The sequence below is a fragment of the Cupriavidus sp. FW305-27 genome, from assembly GCF_058787995.1.
Genome location: NZ_JBYTAG010000027.1, coordinates 75415 through 82601, shown reverse-complemented (window position 1 = coordinate 82601; position 7187 = coordinate 75415). Strand labels below are relative to the sequence as shown.

At 68.7% G+C, this 7187-nt stretch carries 4 protein-coding genes; all 4 read left to right on the top strand.

The genetic code is table 11. The annotated features are described in order from the left end of the window. Positions 1–90: 90 nt before the first annotated feature. On the top strand, positions 91–4119 hold the full coding sequence (gene hrpA / locus AC3WRI_RS15210) for an ATP-dependent RNA helicase HrpA (RefSeq protein WP_492293488.1): 4029 nt from the start codon (positions 91–93) through the stop codon (positions 4117–4119). Positions 4120–4272: 153 nt separating this feature from the next. After that, positions 4273–5271 carry a YVTN family beta-propeller repeat protein gene (locus tag AC3WRI_RS15205; protein ID WP_011615617.1) on the top strand — a complete coding sequence of 333 codons (999 nt, stop codon included), beginning with the start codon at positions 4273–4275 and terminating at the stop codon, positions 5269–5271. Positions 5272–5289: 18 nt separating this feature from the next. Next, positions 5290–6150 (top strand): polysaccharide deacetylase family protein, encoded by an 861-nt coding sequence (locus AC3WRI_RS15200; RefSeq protein ID WP_011615616.1) that lies wholly within the window; start codon positions 5290–5292, stop codon positions 6148–6150. Beyond that, positions 6150–7124 carry a sterol desaturase family protein gene (locus AC3WRI_RS15195; RefSeq protein ID WP_011615615.1) on the top strand — a complete coding sequence of 325 codons (975 nt, stop codon included), beginning with the start codon at positions 6150–6152 and terminating at the stop codon, positions 7122–7124. Before AC3WRI_RS15200 ends, AC3WRI_RS15195 begins: the two co-directional genes overlap by 1 nt. Positions 7125–7187 lie beyond the last annotated feature (63 nt).

Genomic DNA, 7187 nt, shown 5'->3' with positions numbered 1-7187 from the left:
GCGCCGGCACGGGGGCGGCGGGTGAGGAGGCAGGCGCCGTCTGCGGCGCGTCGGTTCTGGCGTTCATCCCGCGGATTATAATCCCGGCCAATGTCAGAACAACGCCCCGTCAAGCCTAAACCACCCGCCGCGCCGCGCCAGCGCGCCGGTGCCGCTCAGCCTGCCTCCCCAACCCAGCCCTGGCCGGCCCCAGGCCCGGCCAGGAAGCCGGAAGTCCGTGCGCAGCCAGCCGCTGCCCGGCCGGCCGGTGAAGCCGGGCAGCGCCCGTCACGCGGTCCCCGCGAGGCGCGTGCGCCAAGGCCGGTCAACCCGCTGCCGCCCATCACCTTCCCGGAGGCCCTGCCGGTCTCCGGCCGCCGCGACGAGATCGCCGCGGCGCTGCTGGCCAACCAGGTGGTGATCGTCTCGGGCGAGACCGGCTCGGGCAAGACCACCCAGCTGCCCAAGATCTGCCTGTCGATCGGGCGCGGCCCGGGGCGCGAGGGTGGGGGGCTGATCGGCCACACCCAGCCGCGGCGCATCGCCGCCACCTCGACCGCCAAACGCATTGCGCAGGAGATCGGCACGCCGCTGGGCGAGCACGTGGGCTACCAGGTGCGTTTCAACGACACCATGTCGTCGGGGGCGTCGGTCAAGCTGATGACCGACGGCATCCTGCTGGCCGAGACTCAGAACGATCCGCTGCTGCGCGCCTACGACACGCTGATCATCGATGAGGCGCACGAGCGCAGCCTGAACATCGACTTCCTGATCGGCTACCTGCGCCAGATCCTGCCGAAGCGCCCGGACCTGAAGGTGATCATCACCTCGGCCACCATCGATGCCCAGCGCTTTGCCCAGCATTTCGCCTCGGGCGACAAGCCGGCGCCGGTGATCGAGGTCAGCGGCCGCCTGTACCCGGTGGAAGTGCGCTACCGTCCGATCACCGAGGACGTGCCCGCGGGCGCGCCGCGCAGCCCGCAGGCGCGCGAGCGCGACCTGTACGACGGCATTGTCGAGGCGGTCGACGAGGTGTGCCGCGTCGGCCCGGGCGATGTGCTGGTGTTCCTGCCCGGCGAGCGCGAGATCCGCGAAGCCGCCGAGGCGCTGCGCAAGCACCACCCGCCGCATACCGAGATCCTGCCGCTGTTTGCGCGGCTGTCGGTGCAGGAGCAGGAGCGGGTGTTCAAGCCGTCCAACGCGCGGCGCATCGTGCTGGCGACCAACGTCGCCGAAACCTCGCTGACGGTGCCGGGCATCCGCTACGTGGTCGATACCGGGCTGGCGCGGGTCAAGCGCTACTCGTACCGCAACAAGGTCGAGCAACTGCAGGTCGAGTCGATCTCGCAGGCCGCTGCCAACCAGCGCGCTGGCCGTTGCGGCCGGGTTGCCAACGGCGTGTGCATCCGGCTGTATGAGGAGTCCGATTTCGCCGGCCGGCCGCGCTTTACCGACCCCGAGATCCTGCGCTCGTCGCTGGCCGCGGTGATCCTGCGCATGAAGGCGCTGCGGCTGACCGAGATCGAGTCGTTCCCGTTTATCGAGCCGCCGCTGGGCCGCGCCGTTGCCGACGGCTACCAGCTGCTGCAGGAACTGGGCGCGGTCGACGACGCCAACCAGCTTACCGGCACCGGGCGCCAGCTGGCCAAGCTGCCGCTGGACCCGCGCGTGGCGCGCATGATCCTGGCCGCGCGCGAGCATCACTGCCTGCGCGAGGTGCTGGTCATCGCCAGCGCGCTGTCGGTGCAGGACCCGCGCGACCGCCCGCAGGAGGCGCAGGAAGCCGCCGACCAGGCGCACCGCAAGTTCATGGACGAGAAGTCCGAGTTCCTGGGCTGGGTCAGGCTGTGGAAGTGGTTCGAGGACGCGGTCGCGCACAAGAAGTCCAACCGCCAGCTGCAGGACCAGTGCCGCGCCCACTTCCTGTCGCACCTGCGGCTGCGCGAGTGGCGCGACGTGCATTCGCAACTGCTGACCACGGTGACCGAGCAGGGCTGGCGCCTGAACGACAGCGAGCCCACCTATGAGCAGGTGCACAAGGCGCTGCTGACCGGCCTGCTGGGCAATGTCGGCTGCCGCATCGAGGATGGCGACGGCAAGGGCCGCGAATACCTGGGCGCGCGCGGCATCAAGTTCCACCTGTGGCCGGGCTCGCTGATCGCGCGCAAGGTCGGGCGCTGGATCGTCGCGGCCGAGCTGGTCGAGACCAGCCGGCTGTTCGCGCGCACGCTGGCGCGCATCGAGCCGGAGTGGCTGGAACAGGTGGGCCGTCACCTGCTCAAGGTCAGCTGGAGCGATCCGCACTGGGAAAAGAAGGCGGGCCAGGTGCTGGCGCTGGAGCGCGCCACGCTGTACGGGCTGGTGGTCTACCAGCACCGGCGCGTGCACTACGGCCCGATGAACCCGCAGGAAGCGCGCGAGATCTTTATCCGCCGTGCGCTGGTCGAGGGCGAGTTCGACACGCGCCTGCCGTTCTACGCGCACAACCAGCGCCTGGTGCGCGAGATCGAGAACCTGGAGCACAAGTCGCGCCGCCAGGACGTGCTGGTCGACGACGAACTGATCTACGCCTTCTACGATCGCGCGATTCCCGCCGACATCTGCCAGCAGGCCAGCTTCGAGCAGTGGTACCAGGCAGAGAGCGGCAAGGACCGCAAGCTGCTGTACCTGAACCGCGACGAGCTGATGCGGCACGAGGCGGCCGGCATCACCACCGACCTGTTCCCCAAGGCCATGAACGTGGCCGGGGTGGACATGGGGCTGACCTACCACTTCGAGCCAGGCAGCCACCGCGACGGCGTGACCCTGACCGTGCCGCTGTACGCACTCAACCAGGTGCGCCAGGAGCGTGCCGACTGGCTGGTGCCGGGCATGATCAAGGAGAAGGTGCACCTGCTGCTCAAGTCGCTGCCGCAGAAGCTGCGCCGCCACTGCGTGCCGCTGCCGGAATATGCCGCGGCCTTTGTCGCGCGCCAGCCGCTTGGCGAGGGCGAGCTGCTGGACGTGCTGATTGCCGATATCCGCGAGCAGACCGGCACCATGGTCAAGCGCGCCGACTTCAAGCTGGAAACGCTGCCCGCGCACCATACGATGAACTTCAAGGTGGTCGACGAGCACGGCCGCCAGCTTGAGATGGGCCGCAACCTGGCCCAGCTGCGCGCCGAGCTGGGCGGGCAGGCGCAGCAGTCGTTCCAGCGGGTGGCCGCGCAAGCCGCGGCACAGGCGGCAACCCAGGCCCCGGAGCAGGCGGCGCCGCTGGCCGCGGCCGAGCCCGGCAAGTACGAGGGACTGACCGGCTGGACCTTCGGTGAGCTGCCCGAGCTGCTGGAGATCCGCAAGGGCAGCCAGACCCTGTTCGGCTACCCCGCGCTGGTCGATCGCGGCACGCACTGCGACGTGGAAGTCTTCGACGACCCGCAGGAAGCCGCCCGCGTCCACCACCTGGGGCTGCGCCGGCTGTTTGCGCTGCAGCTGCGCGAGCAGGTCAAGTTCATCGAGAAGAACATCCCGGGCCTGCAGCAGATGGCGATGCAGTACATGACGCTGGGCACGCAGGAGATGCTGCGCGAACAGGTCGTGATGCTGGCGCTGGAGCGTGCCTGCATGCAGGCGCCGCTGCCGCGCAACGAGGCCGAGTTCAATGCACGCAAGGATGAGGGCCGCACCCGGCTGTCGCTGCTGGCGCAGGAGATCGCGCGGCTGGTGGGGACCATCCTGGCCGAGTACGCCGGACTGCCGCGCAAGCTGCTGCAGGCCAAGCCGTTCGCCGGGCCCCATGCGGACATGGAAGCGCAGCTCGGGCGGCTGATGGGCAAGCGCTTTGTCGACGAGACCCCATACACGCAACTGGTCCATTTCCCGCGCTACCTGAAGGGCATCGCCATGCGGGTGGACAAGCTCAAGGGCGACCCGGCGCGCGACACCCAGCGCACGCAGGAGATGGCGCCGCTGGTGCAGCAGTGGCAGCGGGCCGAAAAGCAGCTGCGCACTCAGGGCCGCGGCGGCGAGGACGCGCGGCTGGAGGAATTCCGCTGGATGCTGGAGGAGCTGCGCATCGCGCTGTTCGCCCAGGAGCTGCGCACACCGGTGCCGATGTCGGTCAAGCGGCTGCAGAAAGTGTGGGAATCGATGCAGCGCTGAGCGCCGGCGCGGGGCGCAATGCCGGGGCGAACCGCAAATGGTCGCTCCGGCGCAACAATCTGCCAAAATCTTGATCGAGTTCGGCCGCGGCGTCAGCGGATTTTCGTGCTCAACCGTTAGAATCGCCGGTTCAGTCTTCTTCTGGCGGGTCTTATGTTTGCGCTGCGGTTCGCATTGCGTCGTGTTGTAGCTGGTGGTTTCACGGTGGGCGCCCTGGCGCTGGGCCTGCTGGCCGCACCGGCATCGGCGGAAGTGGTGGTGATCCTGAATTCAGGTGATGCAACCGTCACGCTAATCGACAAGAATACCCAGAAGGTGCTGGAGACCTTCCCGATCGGCAAGGAACCGCACCACCTGATCGCAACGCCGGACGACAAGTCGCTGATCGTTGCCAACGCGGTCGGCAACGACCTGGTGTTCCTGGACCCGGTCTCGGGCAAGGTCCAGCAGCGCGTGCCCAATGTCGACGACCCGTACCAGATCGGCTTCTCGCCGGACCAGAAGTGGTTTGTCGCCACCGGCAACCGGCTCGACCGTGTCGACCTCTACCGCTGGGACGGCAAGGCGCTGAAGCTGGCCAAACAGTTCCCGCTGGCCAAGACCCCCAGCCATATCGCCTTTACCGCCGACAGCCGCATCGCCTTCATCACGCTGCAGGACTCCAATGAGGTGGCAGCCATCGACCTGGTCACGCAGAACGTGATGTGGCGCATGGAAACCGGCTCGGCGCCGGCGGGCATCTGGGTCACGCCGGACCAGAAATACCTGCTGGTCGGCATGACCGGGGCTGATTACGTGGCCGTGATCGACTGGCGCACGCGCACGGTGGTCAAGCAGATCCAGACCGGCAAGGGCGCGCACAACTTCCGCGCGGTCGGCGACAAGCGCCACCTGTTCCTCAGCAACCGGGTCACGAGCAGCATCAGCATCATCGACCAGCAGACGCTGGCCAAGGTCGGCGACATCACCGGCCTGCCGCCGGGCCCGGACGACATGGAGCTGACCGCCGACGGCAAGACGCTGTGGGTCACCTTCCGCTGGGCGCGCTCGGTCGGCCTGGTCGACGTGGCCAGCCGCAAGCTGGTCAAGACCGTGCGCGTCGGGCGCTCGCCGCACGGCATCTATTTCCGCACTCGCGCGCCGCTGTATTGACCGGGCAGGGCAGGGACCATGGACGATACCAGGGCATCGCGATCCGGACGGCTGGGCAGGCTGCTGGCTGCGCTGGCGCTTGCCTGCGTCCTGCCGTCGGCGCTGCAGGCGGCTGACGTGCCCAAGCCTGGCGCCAAGGCGTGCCCGGCCGGCACGCTTTACCTGACCTTCGACACCGGCAGCATGAGCCAGGCGCAGTTGATCGCCGATACGCTGCGCCGCCACCATATCCGCGCCACCTTCTTCCTGGCCAATGAGCCGACCGTGCGCCAGGACAGTTCGCTGGACCCATCCTGGGCGCCGTACTGGAAGTCACTGGTGGCCGACGGCCACGCCTTTGGCACGCATACCTTCGACCATGTCTACCTGCGCAGCGTGCACGCCGGGCATGTGACCATGAGGCCGCAGTTCGGCACGCAGGCGGGCAAGGACATGGTCATGGACGCGGCCGGATTCTGCCAGGAGCTGCGGCGCAGCGCCGACGCCTTCCACGGCATGACCGGCGCCGCCATGGTGCCGCTGTGGCGCGCCCCGGGCGGGCGCACCGCCCCGCAGACGGTGCAATGGGCCGAGCAGTGCGGCTTCCGCCACGTCGGCTGGGCGCCGGCCGGGTTCCTGGGCGACGAGCTGTCGTCCGACCGCTATCCCAACGCGGCGCTGCTGGAACGCGCGCTGGCCAACCTGCGCGACGGCGATATCACCATGGCGCACCTGGGCATCTGGTCGCGCAAGGATCCGTGGGCGCCCGGCGTGCTGGAGCCGCTGCTCGCCGGCCTTGAGCGCAAGGGATTCTGTTTCGCGACGCTGCGCGAGCACCCGGCCTACCGCGACTGGATCGCCAGGCCGCAGCCAGTCGGGCAAAAGGAGGGCAGGCGCTGATGTGGGAGACGCTGAACGGCTGGATCGGCCAGGTCGAGGGCACGCTGTTCCAGGACGTGGTGCTGCCCGTGGTCTACGACCTCGGGTTTGGCCGCTATGCCGAGGAAGCCTTCACCGGCACCGAGTGGCTGCTGGTGGGCCTGGTGCAGATCGTGGTGATGGCATTGATCCTGGGGCCGCTGGAGAAATGGCGCCCGGTCGAGCCGGTATCCGACCGCGCCGGCATCCGCACCGATATCTTCTACACGGTGATCCACCGGCTCGGGCTGTTCCGGCTGGCCATGTTCTTCCTGCTCGCGCCGCTGACCGACGCCCTGGAAGGCGACCTGCGGCTGATGGGCTGGCACCGCATCAATGTGGAAGACTGGTGGCCGGGCGTGACCTCGGTGCCGCTGGTCAGCTTCTTTGTCTACCTGCTGCTGTTCGACTTCCTCGACTACTGGTACCACCGGCTGTCGCATTCGTTCCGCTGGTGGTGGCATCTGCATGCGGTGCACCACAGCCAGCGCCAGATGACGCTGTGGAGCGACAACCGCAACCACCTGCTGGACGACATGCTGCGCGATCTGGTGTTCGCGCTGGTGGCGCTGGGCGTGGGCGTGGAGCCGTCGCAGTACGTGCTGCTGGTGGCGTTGTCGCAGTTGCTGCAGAGCCTGCAGCATGCCAACGTGCGACTGCACTTCGGCGCCATCGGCGAGCGGCTGCTGATCTCGCCGCGCTTTCATCGCACCCACCACGCCGTGGGCATCGGCCATGAGGCCGACGGCGCACCGGCCAAGCTGGGCGGCTGCAACTACGGCGTGATCTTCCCGTGGTGGGACATGCTGCTCGGCACCGCGGTCTTCACCGAGACCTACCACCCGACCGGCATCCGCGACCAGCTGCCGCCGCCGCTGGGCAAGGGCCACGACTACGGCGCGGGCTTCCTGGCGCACCAGTGGTACGGCATCAAGCGGCTGCTGCGGCTGCGCTGAAACGGCGGGTCTGGAGGTAGTCCTCCACCCGCGGCGCAACACGGCGCGCCGCGGCGGCAAGCG